Annotated in this window: 16 protein-coding genes; 1 reads left to right on the top strand and 15 read right to left on the bottom strand. The window is 67.2% G+C overall.

Annotated features, from left to right (window positions below):
* Positions 1–72: 72 nt before the first annotated feature.
* Entirely contained in the window at positions 73–1,338 is a 1,266-nt protein-coding gene (locus ACZ9H4_RS13060; RefSeq protein WP_476119222.1) for an NAD(P)/FAD-dependent oxidoreductase, read from the bottom strand.
* Positions 1,339–1,425: 87 nt separating this feature from the next.
* On the opposite strand from ACZ9H4_RS13060, the gene ACZ9H4_RS13055 reads away from it, so the two are divergent.
* Positions 1,426–2,166: a class I SAM-dependent methyltransferase gene (locus ACZ9H4_RS13055; RefSeq protein WP_408152501.1), complete on the top strand. Its 741-nt coding sequence runs from the start codon at positions 1,426–1,428 to the stop codon at positions 2,164–2,166.
* Between the two features lie 74 nt (positions 2,167–2,240).
* On the opposite strand, the gene ACZ9H4_RS13050 is transcribed toward ACZ9H4_RS13055, so the two are convergent.
* From ACZ9H4_RS13050 to ACZ9H4_RS12985, 14 genes are all read right to left on the bottom strand, one after another.
* Positions 2,241–2,663 (bottom strand): signal peptidase, encoded by a 423-nt coding sequence (locus tag ACZ9H4_RS13050; RefSeq protein WP_408140827.1) that lies wholly within the window; start codon positions 2,661–2,663, stop codon positions 2,241–2,243.
* 61 nt (positions 2,664–2,724) lie between these two features.
* Entirely contained in the window at positions 2,725–3,966 is a 1,242-nt protein-coding gene (locus tag ACZ9H4_RS13045; protein WP_476119221.1) for a beta-ketoacyl synthase N-terminal-like domain-containing protein, read from the bottom strand.
* Positions 3,963–5,189: a beta-ketoacyl-ACP synthase gene (locus ACZ9H4_RS13040; RefSeq protein ID WP_408152499.1), complete on the bottom strand. Its 1,227-nt coding sequence runs from the start codon at positions 5,187–5,189 to the stop codon at positions 3,963–3,965. Before ACZ9H4_RS13040 ends, ACZ9H4_RS13045 begins: the two co-directional genes overlap by 4 nt.
* Entirely contained in the window at positions 5,189–5,914 is a 726-nt protein-coding gene (locus tag ACZ9H4_RS13035) for a 3-ketoacyl-ACP reductase FabG2 (RefSeq protein WP_408140822.1), read from the bottom strand. Before ACZ9H4_RS13035 ends, ACZ9H4_RS13040 begins: the two co-directional genes overlap by 1 nt.
* On the bottom strand, positions 5,911–6,399 hold the full coding sequence (locus tag ACZ9H4_RS13030; protein ID WP_408152498.1) for a hotdog family protein: 489 nt from the start codon (positions 6,397–6,399) through the stop codon (positions 5,911–5,913). Before ACZ9H4_RS13030 ends, ACZ9H4_RS13035 begins: the two co-directional genes overlap by 4 nt.
* Before the next feature lie 5 nt (positions 6,400–6,404).
* A complete protein-coding gene (locus ACZ9H4_RS13025; protein ID WP_408140818.1) occupies positions 6,405–7,589 on the bottom strand; it encodes a beta-ketoacyl-[acyl-carrier-protein] synthase family protein in 1,185 nt (394 codons plus the stop codon).
* Positions 7,586–10,252: an MMPL family transporter gene (locus ACZ9H4_RS13020; protein WP_408323626.1), complete on the bottom strand. Its 2,667-nt coding sequence runs from the start codon at positions 10,250–10,252 to the stop codon at positions 7,586–7,588. Before ACZ9H4_RS13020 ends, ACZ9H4_RS13025 begins: the two co-directional genes overlap by 4 nt.
* Positions 10,252–10,950: an outer membrane lipoprotein carrier protein LolA gene (locus tag ACZ9H4_RS13015; RefSeq protein ID WP_408140815.1), complete on the bottom strand. Its 699-nt coding sequence runs from the start codon at positions 10,948–10,950 to the stop codon at positions 10,252–10,254. Before ACZ9H4_RS13015 ends, ACZ9H4_RS13020 begins: the two co-directional genes overlap by 1 nt.
* Positions 10,938–11,369 carry an acyl-CoA thioesterase gene (locus ACZ9H4_RS13010; protein WP_408323625.1) on the bottom strand — a complete coding sequence of 144 codons (432 nt, stop codon included), beginning with the start codon at positions 11,367–11,369 and terminating at the stop codon, positions 10,938–10,940. Before ACZ9H4_RS13010 ends, ACZ9H4_RS13015 begins: the two co-directional genes overlap by 13 nt.
* A complete protein-coding gene (locus tag ACZ9H4_RS13005) occupies positions 11,366–12,970 on the bottom strand; it encodes an HAL/PAL/TAL family ammonia-lyase (RefSeq protein WP_476119220.1) in 1,605 nt (534 codons plus the stop codon). The genes ACZ9H4_RS13010 and ACZ9H4_RS13005 overlap by 4 nt, the downstream gene beginning before the upstream one ends.
* A complete protein-coding gene (locus ACZ9H4_RS13000; protein ID WP_476119219.1) occupies positions 12,957–14,699 on the bottom strand; it encodes a glycosyltransferase family 2 protein in 1,743 nt (580 codons plus the stop codon). The genes ACZ9H4_RS13005 and ACZ9H4_RS13000 overlap by 14 nt, the downstream gene beginning before the upstream one ends.
* Positions 14,699–16,414 (bottom strand): ApeI family dehydratase, encoded by a 1,716-nt coding sequence (locus ACZ9H4_RS12995; RefSeq protein WP_408152492.1) that lies wholly within the window; start codon positions 16,412–16,414, stop codon positions 14,699–14,701. The genes ACZ9H4_RS13000 and ACZ9H4_RS12995 overlap by 1 nt, the downstream gene beginning before the upstream one ends.
* Complete coding sequence (locus ACZ9H4_RS12990; protein WP_476119218.1) at positions 16,411–17,073, bottom strand: COG4648 family protein; 663 nt, start codon at positions 17,071–17,073, stop codon at positions 16,411–16,413. Before ACZ9H4_RS12990 ends, ACZ9H4_RS12995 begins: the two co-directional genes overlap by 4 nt.
* The gene (locus tag ACZ9H4_RS12985; protein WP_042321734.1) at positions 17,073–17,324 is read right to left on the bottom strand and encodes an acyl carrier protein; all 252 of its coding nucleotides are present in this window, start codon (positions 17,322–17,324) and stop codon (positions 17,073–17,075) included. Before ACZ9H4_RS12985 ends, ACZ9H4_RS12990 begins: the two co-directional genes overlap by 1 nt.
* Positions 17,325–17,326 lie beyond the last annotated feature (2 nt).

Below are 17,326 nucleotides of genomic sequence, written 5' to 3'. Positions count from 1 at the left end.
AAACGGCGCTTCGATCAGGAAGCGCCGTTTTCATTTGACCTCTTCAACGGGCGGCTCAAACGATGCCGCCGCTCACCGCTGCATGCACACCTCATGCAGCGCAGTGAGCCGCCGCACCGGATCGGCAACATACGGATTCGACTCGTCCCACGCGTACCCCGCCAGCACCGCGCTGATCATGCGGCGAATCGACGGCACCTGGTCCGGGTAATAGATGATGTCCTGCAACTCGCCGGTGTACCAGCGCTCGACGAACGCGCGGAACGTATCGATGCCTTTGCGCAGCGGCACGTCGTAATCCGCCGACCAGTCGACCGTCTCGCCGTCCAGTTGCCGGTTCAACGTGTGCGCCGCGAGATGCGCCGAGCGTAGCGCGATCGTCACGCCGGACGAGAACACCGGATCGAGAAATTCGCCGGCATTGCCGAGCAGCGCGTAGCCGGGCCCATGCAAACGCTCGACGTTCGCCGCATAGCCGCCGATATGCCGCACCGGCATCAGGAACGGCGCGCTGCCGATCAGACGGTTGAGCGTCGGCTCCTGCTGGATCAGCGCGCGCAGCGTCGCGTCGCGCTCTGCTTCCGGCAGGTCGAGAAAGCTCGCCTCGGCCACGCATCCCACCGACGAGCGTCCGCCCGCCAGCGGAATCATCCAGAACCACACATCGCGGCGCTCCGGATGCGTCGCGATGCAAATCTTGTTGCGGTCACTCGCATCGACCGGAATGCCGTCGCGCACGTGCGTGAAGAGCGCAGCGCGCGTCGGCATGCGCGTCGGCGATTCGAGATTCAGCAGACGCGGCAGCACGCGCCCGAACCCGCTCGCATCGAGCACGAAACGCGCCTCGACCTGATACGCGTGATCCGCCTCGTCGATCACGTCGACGAGCGGCGTGGCCCCGGTATGCACCGCGCGCACCGTGTGGCCGAACCGCACGTCGGCGCCCTGCCTGGCGGCGCAGCGAATCAGGATGTCGTCGAACACCGCGCGCTCGACCTGGTAGGTGGTGCCCCAGCCCGCTGAATGCTTGTCGCGGAAATCGAACGACGACGACTGTTCGCGATACACGAAATACGCGCCGTTCTTGTGCTGGAAGCCCGCTTCGACCACGGCCTGCAACATGCCCGCTTCTTCGAGGTAGGCCATGCTTTGCGGCAGCAGGCTCTCGCCGATCGAGAAACGCGGAAAATGCTGACGCTCCAGCACCAGCACGGAACGGCCCGCCTGGCGCAATAGCGCGGCCGCCACCGCGCCGGCCGGACCGGCTCCGATGATCGCCACATCGACGCTCATGCGCCTTGATGAAGGTGTGCTCAAAATTGCCTCATTGGTTTGCATGCGGGGCGCCGCAATAGGCCGCGCCCTTACTTCTCGTTACAATCGTGCCTCTGACAGCAAGGACAACATTTCGCCGGGGAGGGCAGCGTGTCGTCATCCGAAACATCCCGTGTGCCCTTCGTGCCGGAAACGGCCTTCGGCATCTGGTTCCTGCGCACTCACACTTGGGAGCATCATGTGCTGCGGGTCGCGATCAACGATCTCAAACGTTTGATCGACGCACCCCTGCCTGATGCACCGGTCATCGTCGACGTCGGCTGCGGGCAAGGCATTTCGTTTCGCCTGCTCGCCGATGCGTTCAAGCCGCGCCGCATTGTCGGCGTCGATTTTCATGCGCCGTCGCTCGCGCTTGCCGCCGACGCGGCCCATGCCTGCCGCCCCACGCTGGCCGACATCGAACTGCTGCACGGCGACTGCGCGAAGCTGCCGCTGCCCGACGCCAGCGCCGATATCGTGTTCTGCCATCAAACCTTCCATCACCTCGTCGAACAGGAGCGTGCGCTCGCCGAGTTCCGCCGCGTGCTCAAGCCGGGCGGCATCCTGCTGTTCGCCGAATCGACCGACGCGTACATCAAGTCCTGGGTGATCCGGCTGCTGTTCCGTCATCCGATGCAGGTGCAAAAGAGCGCCGACGGCTACCTCGACATGATTCGCCGCGGCGGCTTCAGCTTCGGCCAGCACAACGTCTCGCTGCCTTATCTCTGGTGGAGCCGCGCGAAAGACTTCGGTCTGCTCGAACGGCTCGGTCTGTATCGTCCGCAACCGGGCAAGCGTCGTGAGACGCTGGTCAATGTCGCGGCGCTCAAGGCTGCGGTCAAGGCGGACTAAAGCCGGTTACCGCGCGCCCTCTTCTCACAGCGCACGGCAAAGGCGGCATGCCGTCTTCGCCGTTTCGCTTCAACTCAGTGCGCTTGCAGCACAACAAGTTGCCCGCGCACCGCAAGCGCCGCGGCGCTCGGACTCACGCCGCACGTGAAGTCGGTCGACGAACTGGTTTCGGTGCTGTGAAAACGAGTCGACACGTCGATCACCGCATTCGCATGACGCTCGCGCGCCGCGTCGCGCAGCTTGCGCACCGCTTCGGCGAGCGCTTCGTGGCATGCGTCTTCGGGACTCGATACCTTGCGTGCGATCCGCACCGAATACGCGACCTCGCCCACCTTGCTCTGCACCGCCGGATGGTCCTGCTGACCAAAAAACACCGGCACCTCACCACGCGATTCGCCACCAGCCGCCGCGAACGGCAGCGACTTCACCTGCGTCGCGCAACCCGCCTGCGTCAACGCCACCGCTACAAGCGCACCCAGCGCAGCCCATTTTTTCATTGTCGTCACCTTCGTTATTTTTGAAGTCGCGGCCGCTTTTTCAGCCGCGTCGTCGGTCCATTCAACCGCCCTGCCATGCTTCGAACATCAGGCTCGCGCAACTGCCGCCGAACCCGAATGACACCGACATCGCCGTGTCGATACGCGCAGCGTGCGCGCTCCGCACGAGCGGCATACCGCTCAGTTCCGGCTCCGGCGTGCCGATATCCGCCGTACCCGCGATGAACCCATCGCGCATCATCAGGAGCGTGTAGATCGCCTCGTGCGCGCCACAAGCGCCGATCGAATGCCCGGTCATCCCCTTGGTCGACGAAAACGCCGGTATGCGCTGCCCGGACGCGGCGCCGAATACGTCACTCAACGCGCGCAGTTCCTCGATGTCGCCGAGCGGCGTGGACGGCGCGTGCGTGTTGATGTAATCGGGACAGTTGCCCGCCGCGTCGAGCGCGCCGCGCATCGCCCGCGCGATGCCGGCCGCGCGCGGCGCGACCATCGCCGCGCTGTCCGTGCAATCGCCGAAGCCGGTCAGCTCCGCGTAAATGCGCGCGCCGCGCGCCAACGCGTGATCGAGCGCTTCGAGCACCAGCACGCCGCCGCCCGACGCGATCACGAAGCCGTCGCGCTGTGTATCGTACGGACGCGACGCGTGCTGCGGCGTGTCGTTGAAGCGCCGCGACAGCGCCCCCATCGAGTCGAACAGCAGCGTCGTGTTGTCGTGCAGCGCCTCGCTGCCGCCGGCCAGCACGATCTGCTGCCGGCCGGTCTGAATCAGTTGCATCGCCTGACCGATCGCGAGCGCCGAGGTCGTGCACGCCGACGACGGCGAATAGCTCACCCCTTCGAGCCCGAACACCTGCGCGACGTTCGCCGACGCGGTGCTGCTCATCGCATGCGGCACGGTGTACGGCGGCACTTTTTCGACGCCGCGCGTCTGCGCGATCGCGAGCGCGGCGTCGTAGCTCGCCAACGTGCCGACGCCCGAGCCGATTACCGCTCCCGCGCGCGGCGAGCGCAACGCAGCAGGCGCAAGTCCGGCGTCGTCGATCGCGTGGCGCGCCGCATGACAGGCAAAGCGCGCGGTATCGCCCATGAAGCGTTCGAGCTTGCGCTCGAATGGCGGCTCGTGCGCGACTGACGCGACGCCCGCCACCTGCGAGCCGAACCCGCGCTCACGCCAGGCGTCGACCCGCTCGATGCGCGAGCGGCCCGCGCGCAACGCGGCGGCCACGCCGTCGAGCGTATTGCCGAGGCACGACACGATCCCCATGCCGGTGACGACCACGCGTTGCAGCGCGACGCTCATCGAACGCGCCTGAAAATCAGCGACGTATTGATGCCGCCGAACGCAAAGTTATTGCTCATCACATGTTCGGCATCGATCTCGCGCGCCGTGCCGACGATGTAGTCGAGCGGCGCGCAGGCCGGATCGACGTTGTCGAGGTTCAAGGTCGGCGCATACCAGTTGCGTTTCATCATCTCGATGGTCCACCAGGCTTCGAGCGCGCCGCACGCGCCAAGCGTGTGCCCGACGTAGCTCTTGAGCGAACTGATCGGCATGCGCTCGCCGAAGGTCTGCGCGGTCGCATGGCTCTCGGCGATGTCGCCACGATCGGTCGAGGTGCCGTGCGCGTTCACGTAGGCGATCGCCTCAGGCGGCAGTTGCGCGTCGCGCAGCGCAAGCTGCATCGCGCGCGCCATGGTGCCGGCGGTCGGCTGGGTCATGTGCGCGCCGTCCGAATTGCAGCCGAAGCCGGCGATCTCCGCGTGAATCCGCGCCCCGCGCGCCACCGCGTGTTCGTATTCTTCGAGCACCAGCGTGGCCGCGCCTTCGCCGACCACGAGGCCATCGCGCGCGGCATCGAAAGGACGCGGCGTCAGATGCGGCTCGTCGTTGCGCGTGCTGGTCGCGTACAGCGTGTCGAACACCGCGACCGCCGGGCCCGACAGTTCTTCCGCGCCGCCCGCGAGCATCAGCGTCTGCTTGCCGCTCTGGATCGCCTCGAACGCGTAACCGATCGCCTGGCTGCCCGATGCGCACGCGCACGACGTCGGAATAATCCGCCCTTTCAGATCCCAGAACAGGCTGACGTTGACCGCCGTGGTGTGCGGCATCATCTGCACGTAGCTGTTCGACGTGACGCCGCCCATCGAGCCGGTTTCGAGCATCGCGCCGAATGCGCGGATCGGCTGCACCGAGCCCGACGACGAGCCATACGCAACGCCCATGCGGCCGTCGGCGATGCTCGGGTCGTCCGCCAGCCCCGCGTCGGCGAGCGCCAGTTCGCTCGCGCGCACCGAGTACATCGACACCGGACCCATCGAGCGCGTTTTCTTGCGCGGGTAATGGGCGGGCACGTTGAACTCGGGCAGCGGACACGCGAGCCGCGTATGCAGCGCTTCGAAGTAATCCCATTCGGGCATGCGCCGCACCGCGTTCTCGCCGCTTCTCAGGCGCGCTTCGATGACGTCCCAGCTATCGCCGAATGCGGTGACACCACCCATGCCGGTAATGACGACGCGTTTCATCACACCATCCCGCCATTGACGCCGATCACCTGGCGCGTCACATAGGAAGCCGCATCCGACATCAGAAAGCCGACCACCGAGGCGACCTCGGCAGGCTGGCCGACGCGGTTCATCGGCACCGTTTTCAAGGCCTGTTCGAGCGGCATCTGCTCGAGCATGCCGGTTTCGATCAGGCCCGGCGCGACGCAATTGACGGTGATGTTGCGCGTCGCCAGTTCGACCGCGAGCGCCTTGGTCGCGCCGATCAGCCCGGCCTTCGCCGCGCTGTAGTTGACCTGGCCGCGATTGCCCATCACCCCGGACACCGACGCGATCGTGACGATTCGCCCGCCCTTGCGCGCGCGCACCATCGGCATGGTGAGCGGATGGACGACGTTGTAGAACGCGTCGAGACCGGTCTCGATCACGATGTCCCAGTCTTCCTCGGTGAGCGCGGGAAACGCGGCGTCGCGCGTCACGCCCGCGCTGCACACGATGCCGTAGTAGGGGCCGTGCGCGGCGACGTCCGCTTCGAGCACCTCGCGGCACGCGGCGCGCTCGCGCACGTCGAACTGGAGCACGCGCGCCGTGCCGCCTTGCGCGGCGATGCCCGTCGCAACCGCGTCGGCTTCGCTGCGTCCCGTGCGGCAATGCACGGAGACCGCGAAGCCGTCGGCCGCCAACTTGTACGCAATCGCGCGGCCAATGCCGCGGCTTGCGCCGGTAACGAGAACACGCCGGCTCATGAACTGAAACTCCCTTCGATGAATGACTGGAAATCGGGCGGTTGAAAAACCTTGATGACGGCTTCGGCGCAACCCACGTCGCCGTGATGGATCGTGCATTCGTATGCGCCGTGGCCCTCCTCGCTGCGCAGCAGTTCGACGACGCGGATCGAGAGGCACGCGCCGGCCGCGAACGCCGGCTGCAACGCCTTGTAGCTGCGCGAGCCGAGCAGCACGCCTGGCCGCGCGCGGCCGCCGCCACGCATCGCCAGCAACGCGACGTGCGCGGCGATCGCCTGCGCCATCAGTTCGATGCCGATCCACGCGGGCATCGCGCCATCGGCGTCGGCATACCATGCGTGAGCGTCCACGGTGGCGCGCGCGCTCAGCGTTTCTTCGCCGAACGTGTCGACGGCGTCGATCAATAGCATGCTGCCGCGATGCGGGATGATCGCTTCGATCGGTTGCCGCGCGAGTTGCTCGAAGGTGGGCATCGTCGTCGCCATGCGCGTCACCGTGCGAGGATCAGACTGACGTTGCTGCCGCCAAACGCAAACGAATTGCTCATCACGTATTGCGCACCCGCGCGGCGCGCCAGGAAGCGTTCGCTTTCCACTAGGTCCAGCGCCGGCAATGCGGGGTCGGCCTCGCCGTCCCACACGTGGCGCGGCAGTGGGACGCCCTCGCGTGCGAGCGTGAGCCACGCGAAGCCGAGTTCGGTGGCGCCCGCCGCGCCGAGCTGGTGGCCGGTCAGGGGCTTGGTGCCGCTCGTCGCGACGCCGTCGGGGAACACGCGCGCCATCAGCTTCGCTTCCATCTCGTCGTTCTTGCGCGTGGCGGTGGCGTGCAGATTCACATAGCCGAGCGCGGACGGTCCGATGCCCGCATCGGCGAGCGCTTCGCGCAGCGCCAGTTCCGCCCCCGCGCCCTGCGGGTCCGGCGACGAAATGTGATGCGCGTCGCTCGATTCGCCGAGGCCGGCGAGCCGCACGGCCGCTTCGTCGCGACTCATGAGGAACACGGCCGCGCCTTCGCCGACGTTGATCCCGCAGCGGTTCACGCTCATCGGATTGGTGCGCACGCCGCTGGTCGATTCGAGCGACGCGAAACCCTGCACGGTCAATTCGCAAAGCGAATCGACGCCACCCACCACCACCGCATCGCACAGTTGCAATTGCAGCAAACGCCGCGCCGACGCGAAGGCTTTCGCGCTCGACGTGCACGCGGTCGAAATCGTGAAAGCCGGCCCTTGCACGCCGAGCGCGGCGGCAGCGAACGGCGCTGCGGTGCCGATCTCCATTTGCCGGTAGTTGAAGTTCTCGGGCAACTGGCCCGCCTGCGCGTGATAGACGAACGCGGCTTCGGCCGCCTCGATGCCCGAGGTGCTGGTGCCGAGCACCACGCCGATCCGGTGAGCGCCGTAACGCTCGCGCGCGGCGTCGATGGCGGGGCCGATCTGCGCGAGCGCGGCCAGCAGCAGACGGTTGTTGCGGCAGTCGTAACGCACGAGATCGGCGCGCGGCGCGAGATCCAGCGGCGCAAGGACGCTGCCGGCAAACGCGTCGCCGACGCCGGTATGCACGTTCGCCATGCCGGGTGCGCGCGTCGCGGCGAGCGCCGGCACGATTTCGTCGACGTTGCCGCCCAGCGCGTTGATCATGCCGAGCGCGTGCAGATAAACCGATGGCGTCTTCATGCCACCCTCCTCGATTCCGATGGCATGCCGATCGGCGCGAGCAGCACCGAGACCGCGATGCCGAGCGCGAGCGTCGCGCCGAAACTCTTCAGCGCGGGCATCTCGCTCATGCCGAGCATGCCGAACGACAACAGCGTGGTGGCCGCCGACAGCAGCACGCCGGTCCACACCGCGCCGAGATCCGCGTCCGCGCGCAGGCAGCCTTCGCGCAGGAACACCGCATAGTTTGCGCCGACGCCGAGCACCAGCATCAACGCGAGCCAGTTGAACAGATTGAGCGGTACGCCCGCGTAGCCGAACACCGCGAGCGTGACGCCGACTGCGAGCGCCACCGGCAACGTGGTAGCGACGCCGCCGCGCAGGCGGTTTGCCAGGGAGACTATTTGCGGCGCGTCGGACACAGAGGCCTTGTTCCGGGCGTCCGCCAAAGAGGCGTCACGTTGCGTGGGCGCGAGTCGAGCGTCGGGTTGCGCGGCCCATGAAAGGTCTTGCTTTGAGGCGTTTTTCAACAAGGTTGTCTGCGGAGCGTGCCCCACGGCGACTTCATTCGAAGCGCTACCCAAGGAGGCTTTCTTCGGCGCGTATCGCACGATCAGCAATACGAGCACGAGTGCAAGCGCGGCGCCGAGCCACCAGCCGCTGTCGACACGATACGCGCCGAACAGTTTCGACACGCTCGCGGCCTTATCGACGAACGCGACGCCCGGCACGCCTTGCGCGAGCGCATTCAGCGCGGGCGCGTTGTGCGGCGTCACGCCTTGCGGAATCACGACGGCCGCATAGGTTTTCGTGGCCGACTCGACTTCGCCGAGCCACAAATGCCGATACGGCTGCGACCACGGCGCGGCCAGCCAGCGCTCGACGGTGAGCGGCGCTTGTGGCTTCGCGTAGGCGGCGAGCCACGCATCGGCGACTTCGTCCTTGAAGCCCGCTTGCAGCAGCGTTGCGCGCAACGCAGCGGGATCGTTGAACACATGCTGTGCGAGCAGCGCGCGGTCGTCGTTCTGCCGCTGTGCCGACGGCACGAATTGCGCCACCGACTGATAACCGCCGACCTGGTTCGGCGTACCGTTCAAGCCGTCCAGTTTCGCGCCCAGCGCTTCGGCGCGTTGCAGCACGACCTCCGGCGTCGCGCCGCGCACGACGAAAAACTGCGCGCTGTTATCGACGCCCACCGCATCGCGCACCTTGTTCTCCTGCGCGACGAGCGACGGGTCGCGCTGGATCAGCAGATGGATATCGTCGTCGCTGGTCATGCGCAGCCAGCCGGGAATCGCGGCGATCAGCAACAACACCGCCACGCCCCACGCGCGCCGTCCGCCAATCGCGCGATGCCAGAGCGTCAACACACGCGCCGCGCCGACGAACACGCGTTGCGGGCTGCGCTTGGGCGCACGGGTCAACAGCGTCGGCAACAGCGACAGCACGGACGCGAACGCGGTCGCAATGCCGACCATCGCGAAGCACGCGATCTGCTTGAGCGCGGGAAACGGCACCCACAGCAGGATCGCGTAGCCGAGCAGGCTCGTCAGCAACGCGACCGTCAGCGCGGGCCGCACCGTGCGCGCGCCGCGCCGTGCGTCCCAGTCGCGCTGCGCGCCGAGATACACGACGAAGTACTGGATCGAATAGTCGACAGCCTCGCCGATCAGGCTCGCGCCGAACACCAGCGTCAGCAGATGCAACTGGCCGAACACCAGCAGCGTGGCCGCGAGCGCGCAGACGATGCCGAGCGCCGTCGACATGAAGCCGAGCAGCAACAGACGCGGCGAGCGGAACACCCACATCATCAGCAGCGCGATCCCGCACAGCGACGCGACGCCGATCAGATGCACTTCGCGCTCGGACGCGCTGCGCGCCGACTCCGCGTAGAACACCGCGCCGGTGCGCGCCACCGACACATCGGGGAAGGCCTGCCGCAACGCGCTTTCGCCTTGGGCGAGCGCCGCGCGCACCGCGCGCTGCGTCTGCGATTCGTACGCGGAACCCCGCAACGTCGCGACGATCAGCACGCTGGTCGCGGCCCCGCGATGCGCCACCAGCAGGTTGTCTTCGATGTCGAGGTTCGACGTCGCGAGCGGCAGGCCGCCGAGCCAGCGTTCGAGCCAGCCGAACGGATCGTCGGCGAGCGACGTGGTCAGGCCGCCGCGTAACGGGCTGTAGATGCGTTGCGCCAAGGTGTCGCGCAGGGTCGAGTTTGCTGCGGGTGCTGCATTTTCCGAGGCCGCCCCTCCCGCCAGCGCCGCGCGATCGGCCGGCGTCAACAAGCCAAAGCGATACGGCATGTACAACGTAGCAATCTGCGCGAGATCGAACGGCGGCAACTCCGCCGTCACCGAGCCGAACGCCCCGCTCTTTTGCAGCGACGCGCCAAGCTGTCTCGCCGCCGCTTTTGCATGCGCGTCGTCGTTGCTCGTGACGAGGAGCACCGTGCGGTCGCCGAGCGCGCTCGCGAGCGTGTCGACCGCTTTTTCGGCGACGGGGTCCGCCTCGGTGGCGGGCAGGAGCGCAAGCAGATTGGTCTGCAACGGCGACGGCCCCGCGAAGCGCCACGCGCAATACAGCGCCGCGATCAGCGCGAGCAGCAGCCACGCGGCGCGCACGCCCCACGTCTGTTTCGCCGACCGTTGTTGCGGCATGTGGCGCACGTCCCGCAGATTCATTACGGCGCTCCGAGCAGGCTGCTTTCAGCCGCCGTCGGTTCGCTCACCGCCGTGCTCCTCGCGAACTCGAGTTTCGTCGCGTCGCCGTTCGCCAGTGTGATGCGCAAGCTTTGCAGATAGTCGCCGCCCTCCATGTCCAGACGCTTGATCGATTGCGCGATCTGCGGCTGATTCGGCGTCAGCTGCATGCGCCATTGCGCGGCGCTGCCTTCGGCCTGCACGTCGAATTGCGAGTACAGCGCCGACAGGTCGCCGCCGAGCATCGCGCGCATCATCTTCGAGACCTGCGCGACGCCGCGCGTGCCTTGCGCGCTGCGGGCGCTCACGCGCCGACCGGCGGCGTCGACCTGCACGACGCCCGCGTCGGTGATCACATAGGTGGCTTTGTACGGCGTATCGATCTGCCAGAGCACGCCGCGCTCGCGCAGGAACAGCAGCGTGCCGTTGCTGACGAGCGGCTGTTTCATCGCGGCGAGCGTCTGCGTTTGGGTGAATTGCGCGCGCACGCCCTTGGCCTGGGCGAGGTGCGCGGCGATCTGCGAAACGAGTGCGGGGTTGCCGGCGGGTGCGGCGGCTGCCGCCGTTGCCGCCGTTGCGCTCACGGCCGGTGCCGGCCATGCCGCCACGCCAACCACGCCGATCAGGCTCAACGCACTCAACGCGCCCACCCTCAGCGCGCGCCATGTCATCGTCCCCATACTCGCTCCAGCTTGTCGAACACGACCGGTGGGGAGACGAACTGCAACTCCTCGGTCGCGGCATCGACCGCGACCTGGATCGTATAGCCCTTCGTCAGGCGCGTGCCGGATTCGCAATCGACAATTTCATAGCCTATTTTCAGGCGGTTTTCGTGTTCGAGCAGTTGCGTGCGCACATCGAGCTTCTGACCGTAGACGGCCGGGCGCACATACTTCAGATGCGCCTCGACGATCGGCCACAGATAGCCCGAGGCCTGCATCTCGCGGTAGTCGTAGTCGAACGCGCGCAAGAGCGCTGCACGGCCGATCTCGAAGTACTTCAGATAGTTGCCGTGCCAGCACACGTTCATCGCGTCGACGTCGTGAAACGCCACTTCGAGCGTCGCGCTCGCGCTCAGCACTTTCGGCGTTCCGCTCATGCGTTCGCTCCCTCACGATAGTCGTCGAGCAGATCGCAGGCGGCGATGCGCGCGGTCAATGCGCGCAGCTCGCTCTCCAGCGCCCGGTCCTCGGCGAGGAACGGCGACACCGCGCCCACGTCGTCGATAAACCGTTGCAGCGGCGCCGGCACCGGCGTCGCGCCGTCGATCCGCAAGCGCAGCCGCGCGGCCTGCACCGTCGCGAGCGTATGCGCGGCGGCCACCTGTTCGGTCAACTCCAGCACGCGCAAACAGTCGCGTGCGGCGATCGTGCCCATGCTGACCTTGTCCTGATTGTGCGACTCGGTCGAGCGCGAAAAAACGCTCGCGGGCATCGTGTGCTTCAACGCTTCCGCGGTCCATGCCGACGACGAAATCTGCACGGCCTTGAAGCCGTGATTGATCGCGGCGCGCGCGGCCTCGGCGCCCGACAGGTTGCGCGGCAAGCTGTTGTTGAAATTCACATCGACCAGCAGCGCAAGTTGCCGGTCCATCAGATCGGCGAGATTGGCGACCGCGACCTTCAGCGCATCCATCGCGAACGCGATATGGCCGCCGTAGAAGTTGCCGCCGTGCAGCACGCGTTCGTTGTCGGGATCGATCAGCGGGTTGTCGTTGGCGCTGTTCAATTCGTTCTCGACGTCGCGGCGCACCCACGTCAGCGCATCACGCGCCACGCCGATCACGTGCGGCGCGCAACGAATCGAATAGCGGTCCTGCAGACGATGCCCCGGCGTATCGTCGCGGCCCGTCAGATCGTCGCGGATCCATGCGGCTGCTTCGGCCTGGCCCGCGTGCGGCTTCACCTCGAACAGCGTCGCCTCGAAATGCGCGGCGCGGCCGTCGAGCGCCACGGTCGAGAGCGCGGTCAAACGCGCGACGAGCCGCGTCAGATGATCCGCACGGGCAAACGCGAGACAGGCGAGGCCCGTCATCACCGCCGTGCCGTTCATCAGCGCGAGGCCTTCTTTCGGTGCGAGCGTGAGCGGCGCGAGGCCGAGTTCGGTCCATACGTCACGCACATCGCGCAGCGCGCCGTCGAACTGCACGTCGCGTTCGCCGGCGAGTGCCGCCGCCACATAGGACAGCGGCGTCAGATCGCCGCTCGCGCCGACCGAGCCTTCGGCCGGAATGCGCGGCAACACGCGATGATTGATCAGATCGGCCAGGCGTTCGAGCAACACCGGACGCACGCCGGAAAAACCGTACGCGAGCGAGTTCAGGCGCGCGGCGATCACCGCGAGCGTTTGCGCATCGTCCAGATACTGGCCCATGCCGCAGCCGTGATAACGCGTCAGTTGCAGCGGCAACGCTTCGACCAGTTCCATCGGCACGTCGACCACGCAGGCGTCGCCGTAACCGGTGTTCACGCCGTAGACGGTCGCACCCGCGGCCAGATGGCGGCGCAGAAAATCCGCGCCGCGCTGGATACGTGCGCGCCATGCCGGGTCCGCGCTCAGCGCGACCGGTGCGCGCTGCCGCGCAATCGCGACGACCTCTTCGATCGTCAGTTTGCGCGCGCCGATCACGACCGCCGCTGCGTGCCGATTCAAGCCGGTTCCCGTGTTCGTGCCGGCTTCGCTCAGATCATGTTCGGCCATTCGCGCCTCGCTTGGGGCTGGCCCAGAAATCGAAGAAGTTGAACCATTGATAGGGAGCCTTGCGGCAATAATGTTCGAGACGTGCCGCATAACGCTGCGCCCACGTGGCGAGATGCTGCGCACGTTCGCGGCGCGGCAATTCGATGCGTTCGGCGAACGGCTCGAAATACAGGCGATAGCCGTCGCGCTCTTTCAGACAGAAGAACAGATAGACCGGACAGCCCAGCGCATGCGCGAGCACATAGGGACCTTGTGCGAACGGCGCGCTCGCGCCGAGAAACTGCGCGTCGGTGGTGCGGCCCGCTTCGTGCGCGGGCACGCGGTCGCCGACGATCACCAGCAGCTCGCCGGCATCGACGCGCTGCTGCATCAGCATCGCGGTCTCGGGACCAAAATCGCGGACTTCGAGCAGATGCCGCGAGAACTCGCTATTGGCCGACGCCAGCACGCTGTTGAAACGGCGCGCGTGCTCCGAGTAGACCACGGCGGTGACCTTCGCATGAGCGCCGTGCGCGGCGAGCGCGCGGGTCATCTCCAGGTTGCCGAGATGCGCGCCGATCACGAGCGCGCCCTTGCCGTTCGCCACTAATGCTTCGAACGCCGAACGATCGTCGAACGTCACGTCCGAGTCGTCGACGCGGCCGGACCACGCGGCGAGTTTGTCGAAACCCGACTGCGCGAACGCCAGCATGTGGCGATACGCGGACAACCAGCCCGGACGCGGCGTTTCGTCTTGCGGCGCGGCCGCGCCGAGATGCCGGAAGTAATTGCCCGATGCTTCGCGCGCGGCGCGTCCCGTCAGCAGGAAGTACGCGACGATCGGATGCAGCCAGAGCCCGGTGAAGCCACGGCCGAACAGCTTGCAACTGAGCGCGAGCAAGGCCATGCCGAGATGGCTGCCGCGTTCGGCGATCCGCCACCAGGCCTCGTCCCCCGGTTCGTCGGGTTGTTGCGCTTCGCGTGCTCCGTCGACGGGCGCGGCGCGGCGTGGCATCAGCTTGTGCGCGAGCAGCATCGGCAGACGCCACAGCATGCCGAACACGAGCCGCGTGTGGCTGCGGCTGATGCGCACATTGTCCCACAGCACGTCGAAATGCGACACGCCGTCGGCGGCATAGGTGACGCGCGTCGGAATCGAGCGGAACGCCGCGCGCCGCCAATGCAGGCGCACGAGGATCTCGATGTCGAAGTCCATGCGCGTGGGCAACGGCACGCTGTCGATCAGCTCGCATGCGAGCGCCAGCGGATAGAGACGGAAGCCGCACATCGAATCGCGGATCGTCAGCGACAGCGTTTCGATCCACACCCATACGTGCGTCAGATAGCGGCCGTAGAGGCGCGCTTTCGGCACACTCTCGTCGTAGACCGGGCGGCCGAGAATCACCGCGCCAGGCTCGGCGCGCGCGGCGTCGATGAAACGCGGCACGTCGCTCGCGTCGTGCTGGCCGTCGGCGTCGATCTGCAATGCGTGCGTGTAGCCCGCCTCGCGCGCGGCGCGCAGCCCCGCCATCACCGCCGCGCCTTTGCCGCCGTTGACGGGCAGCCGCCACAGCGTGAGTTGCTCCGCGTACTGCTGCGCGAGCGCGGCGAGCACCTGCTGGGTCGCGTCGTCGCTGCCGTCGTCGACGACGAAGATCGGCAGGCGATGCACCGCGAGATGCGCGACGGTCGCGCCGATCGCATCCTTGTGGTTGTAGATCGGAATGACGATGCAGGGAGCGAACTTCATCACGCGGGCTCCCGATAGACGATCACGCCCGACGCGCATTCGCGGCCGTCCAGCCGGTACGCGAACTGCACGCGCCGGCGTGCGGCGTCGTGGGCCAGCGTGAGTTTGAGCACCGCGCCCGGCGAAACCGGCGCCATGAATTTGAGCCGATCGATCGACGCCACCGCGCGCACGGCCGGCAGATGATCGGCGGCAAGACGCACTGCCCAGTCGACCTGGACCACGCCGGGCAAAATCGGCAGCCCCGGAAAATGGCCGGCGAAATGCACGAGCGTGGGCGGCACGCGCAGCGCGTAGTGCAGCGTGTCGCCGCTGTGTGCCTGGGTCCGCGCTTCGGCCAGCACTTCGATACCTTCGGCGCGCGCAGCGAAGGCGGCCGCCACCGCGCTGACCGGCAGCTTGCCGCGCGCGTCGAACGGCAAGCTCAGCCGGAAACGCCAATGACGCGGCAGCACCACCACGTCGAAATAACCGGCGAGATGCCGGCGTAAAGTTCGCGCGAGCAGCACGCGGCCTTCGTCGCGCAAGGCCGCGTTGCCCGCATCGGTCAATGCGACCAGCGCGCCCACGCGTTCGCGCGACGCGCCGGCAAGCGGCACGAGCGCCGCTTGCGCGACATACGGATGCAGCGCGAGACGCGCCTCCAGCTCGGGCAGCGACACGCGTTTGCCGTCCAGCTTCAGCACACGGTCGAGCCGGCCTTGCAGACGGAAGCGGCCGTGCTCGTCGCAGGCGATCTGGTCGTCGGTGCGGTGCCAGCCGGCGTGGCCAAGATGCGCAGAGCGCACGTTCAACGCGCCGTCCTCATCGCGGCGAATTTCGATGCCGCTCACCGGTTGCCACGCATCGGTCTGATCCTGACGCCGCCACGCGATGCCGCCCGTCTCCGTGCTGCCGTAGATTTCGAGCGGCGCCGCGCCGTAAGCCGCGGCGTAGTGCTGCGCGGCGTCGAGCGCGAGCGGGCCACCCGACGAAAAGAAGGTGCGCGGGGCCGGCGTCAATGACGCGAAGCCGGGCAATGCGGGCCAGCGCGACAACTGCGCGGGCGTCGAGACGACGACGGTTGCGCCGCATTGCTCGATGCGGCTCTGCAAATGCAGCGGCTCGATGCTGATCGCACGGTCGAACGCGCGGCCGGCCGCCAGCGGCCAGAGCACGCGAAACAACAAACCGTAGATGTGATGGTGCGGCACGCTCGCGAGCATCGTCGCGTCGCCCACCAGCGCGCCCCACTGCTGCTCGAGCGTGTGCACTTCGGCGTTGAACTGCGCGAGCGTCTTGAGGATCGGCTTGGGGCTGCCGCTGCTGCCGGAGGTGTAAAGCGTCAGCGGGGCTTGCGGGTCGATGGGGTAGGCTGTGCCGACGGCGGCGCTGGCGTTTGCATGCGCTTGCCGCGCAAACGGCGGCAGATCCGCATCGGTCAGCATCGCATCGTAGGCGTCGGCGAGATCGGCCAGATAGCCAGGCGTCGCGTTGGCCGGAATCACCGGCTCCTTGCCGCACGCGAATAGCGCGAACAACGCACAGGCGAAGTCGAACGGATCGTCGATGCACAACGCGTAGCGTTGCGCGGCCTGCGTTTGCACTCGTGCGATCCATGCCGCGACGCGCGCGCGAAACGCCGCGCGGTCGAGCACCTCGCGGCCGTCCCGGCACACCGGGGTGTTCGACGCAGCTTCCCCGCAAACCGAAAGCAGATCATGCAACGCGATCATGCCGCCTCCGAACGCGCGGCGCGCGGCAACACGACCAGATAACGCCAGATGAACTCGGCCACGAGCAGCACGCCGATCAGCCCATAGGCAATCGCGCCGTTATACAGCGACCAGTTCGCGCGGCTCCAGTACAGCGCCGTGTAGGCGGAGAACGCGCCGTTCAGCACGAAGAACGCACACCACACCTGCGTCACGCGTCGCGTGTGATGGACCGCCGCGGGCGGCAGATCCGGATTGCCGAGGCGCGCGAATTTCTCGATCATCGACGGGCCGCGCACGAGCGTCGTGCCGAACGCGATCAGCAAACCGAGATTGACGAGCGACGGGTAGAGGCGCAACAGCAGTTCGCTATCGGTGACGACGATCGCCGCCGACGCGACACTCAGCAAGCCGACCACGCTCCAGTCGATCGCGGACAGACGCCGCAGCGAAGCCGCGACGGGGCCGTTACCGGCCCAGCGCTGCAGCCACAGAATCGCAAACAGCATGCCGCCGACGAGGCGCGGCTCGTCCCAGCGCCACGCGCACAGAATCAGCGCGGGATACGCGAGCTTCAACAGCACCTGCACGACGGTCTTGCCCCAATGGCGCTCCGTGCCAGGCGTCGCTGCGGCAGCGTCGGGCACCGCCGTTGGCACTCGCGAGCGCGCGACCGGCATCAGCCTTGGGCCGCCAGCAGGGATTCGACCGCACCGATCACGTCGCCGACCGTGCGCACCGATTTGAATTCTTCCGGCTTGATGCGGCGGCCGGTCATTTCCTGCAGTTTGATCGCGAGGTCGACGGCGTCGATACTGTCGAGATCGAGGTCTTCGAACAGGTGCGCGTCGGGCGTCACCCGTTCGGGCTCGATGGCGAAGTTCTCTTTGAAGATCGCACGGATACGTTCAAGAATCTCTGCGTCGGACACGG

Source organism: Paraburkholderia sp. TE9906 (assembly GCF_056279605.1).
This window is presented reverse-complemented; position numbering and strand designations above follow the sequence as displayed.